This is a genomic window from Paeniroseomonas aquatica (genome assembly GCF_030409335.1).
In the GTDB taxonomy this organism is placed as follows: Bacteria; Pseudomonadota; Alphaproteobacteria; order Acetobacterales; family Acetobacteraceae; genus Belnapia; species Belnapia aquatica.
This window is the reverse complement of sequence record NZ_JAUFPN010000101.1, coordinates 1-709: the sequence shown is the minus strand read 5'-3', so window position 1 is coordinate 709 and position 709 is coordinate 1. Positions and strand designations below refer to the sequence as shown.

At 68.4% G+C, this 709-nt stretch carries 1 protein-coding gene and 1 pseudogene; both read left to right on the top strand.

The window, feature by feature from the left end:
• A pseudogene (locus QWZ14_RS08815) lies at nucleotides 1-491 on the top strand (hypothetical protein); the annotation flags it as partial.
• A gap of 3 nt (nucleotides 492-494) precedes the next feature.
• Nucleotides 495-709, top strand: a 215-nt coding sequence (locus QWZ14_RS08810) for a hypothetical protein (RefSeq protein ID WP_290316261.1), incomplete at its 3' end; no start/stop codon positions are given.

Below are 709 nucleotides of genomic sequence, written 5' to 3'. Positions count from 1 at the left end.
TGCAGCCGGTCCCCTTGCGGGCGCTGCGGGGGGATGAACTGCGGGCTGCCCAGAGCCAGGACATCAAGCTGTGGCGGGACCGCTACCTCGCCAACATGAGCCTCGCCCAGGATGTGCACACCCGCTACATCGCCCGGCGTTCGGAAACCGTGACGCTGACCCCGGCGCAGCGGGCACAGCAGCAGACCCAGGGCCAGGTGGTGACCGAGCGCGGCAGCTGGCTTCAGGCCGCTGACCTCGAAGTCAACCGGCGCATGTCCGGACGGGCCTGGAACGCCGCCATCTGGCGGATGCCGCCCGCCTCAGTGCTGCGCGAGATCGCTTCCATGCAGGCTCTTGGTCTGCACCTGCAGATGGAGACGCTTCGGATCCAGGAGGATGTTGCCAACACCAACGCTGCCCTCCTGGCGGTCCGTGTGGAGAGCGATACCGGCCGCGCCCAGGATGCTTTCAAGCGCTTGAACACCCTCCCCACGCCGCAGGTGAGGTAGGCCATGCCAGACGGAACCCCCTATCGCGGTGCAAAATCTGGGGCAAAGGCCGACCGCGAGATCCGGCAGCGCGAGGAACTGGAGCAGATCCGCGACGGCCTGCGGCGTAGTGCCGGCGACCTCGCCACCCGCCTGCTCAGCACGTCCGGCCGGCGGGCCGGAAATGATCTCCGCTTTGGCGATCGCGGCAAACTCCGCGTCACCGTGGCCGGCGGCAT